Source organism: Streptomyces millisiae (genome assembly GCF_031845425.1).
GTDB lineage: Bacteria > Actinomycetota > Actinomycetes > Streptomycetales > Streptomycetaceae > Streptomyces > Streptomyces millisiae.
In genome coordinates this window covers 1-1297 of sequence record NZ_JAVREM010000153.1, presented here as the reverse complement: position 1 = coordinate 1297, position 1297 = coordinate 1, and the positions used below count along the sequence as shown (strand labels likewise).

The window sequence follows — 1297 nt, the reverse complement described above, 5'->3', positions numbered from 1 at the left end:
TGGAGTTGCCCCGGTCTGACAGACACCGATGGGCTTGCGTTCTATGCGGCTGCGTGGAGCACGCTATGTGGTGCCTTCGTGGTGTGACGGTGTTCGTACTCGGCTGGGCTGAGCTGGCCGTTGGCCGAGTGACGGCGGTGGGGGTTGTAGAAGCCTTCGATGTAGGCGAAGAGTGCCTGTTCGGCGTGGTGTCGGGTGGGGAAAGCGGTTCGGTCGATGAGTTCGGTCTCCAAGGAGGCGAAGAAGCTCTCGGTGACGGCGTTGTCGAAGCACGAGCCGGTGCGGCCGGTGGAAGGCCGGATCCCCGCCTCATCGCATCGCTGACCGAACGTCAGGCTGGTGTATTGGGAGCCCTTGTCGCTGTGATGCACGAGGCCGGGGCGGGGTCTGCGGGCCGTGACCGCCATGGCGAGGGCATCGGTGACCAGTTCGGTTCGCATGTGGTCGGCCATCGCCCAGCCGACGATGCGGCGGGAGAACAGGTCCATGACGACGGCGAGGTAGACCCAGCCCTCGTCGGTGGGGACGTAGGTGATGTCGGCGGTCCAGCGCAGGTTCGGCGCGCTCGCGGTGAAGTCGCGGCCGATCAGGTCGGGGGCGGCCGTGGCCTGCCGGTCCTGGCGAGTGAGCGAGGCCCGGCCGGTGCGGCGGTGCACGCCCATCAGCCCGGCCTCGCGCATCAGACGGGCGACGCGCTTGCGCCCGACGGACAGACTGTCGATCTCGCGCAGGTCCGCGTGGATGCGCGGGGCTCCGTAGGTGCCGTGGGACCGCTCGTGGTGCCCGCGGATCTTCTCCGTGAGTTCGGCGTCCTCGCGCTGCCGGCGGGACGGGCCGCGGTCCTTCCAGGCGTAGTAGCCCTGCCGTGACACACCCAGCAGCCGGGCCATGAGGGAGACGTCGTGGTGTGCTCTGTTCTCGTCGATCAGCCGGTAGCACATCACCGGCTGGTCTCCCGGACGAAGAAAACCGTGGCCTTGCGGAGGATCTCCTTCTCCTCGCGCAACTGTCTGACCTCGCGGCGCAGTTGAGCGAGTTCCTCCTTCTCGTCGCTGGTCAGCCCCGGGCGTTCCCCGGCATCCACCTGGTCCTGGTTTACCCAGGTGCGGATGGTCTGGGCAGATGGCTCGAACTCCTTCGCCAACTCCTCCGGCGACCGGCCGGCCCGGACCAGCTCGACTATCTGGCGACGGAACTCCGGCGGGTAAGCCGGACGCGTCCTTGGCACGATGAACTCCTCCTTGCGGGACCCAGTGTCCCAAAGCGAAAGGTTGTCCATCAAACCGGGGCAACTTCA

1 protein-coding gene is annotated in these 1297 nt (G+C 67.3%); it reads right to left on the bottom strand.

Features of this window, described 5'->3' with window-relative positions:
* Nucleotides 1-41 precede the first annotated feature (41 nt).
* Nucleotides 42-1228 (bottom strand): IS3 family transposase gene (locus RNC47_RS35920; protein ID WP_311605037.1). Its coding sequence is split into 2 segments (ribosomal slippage): nt 42-973 and nt 973-1228, totalling 1188 coding nucleotides; the frame shifts between segments, so codons are not numbered across the junction.
* Nucleotides 1229-1297 lie beyond the last annotated feature (69 nt).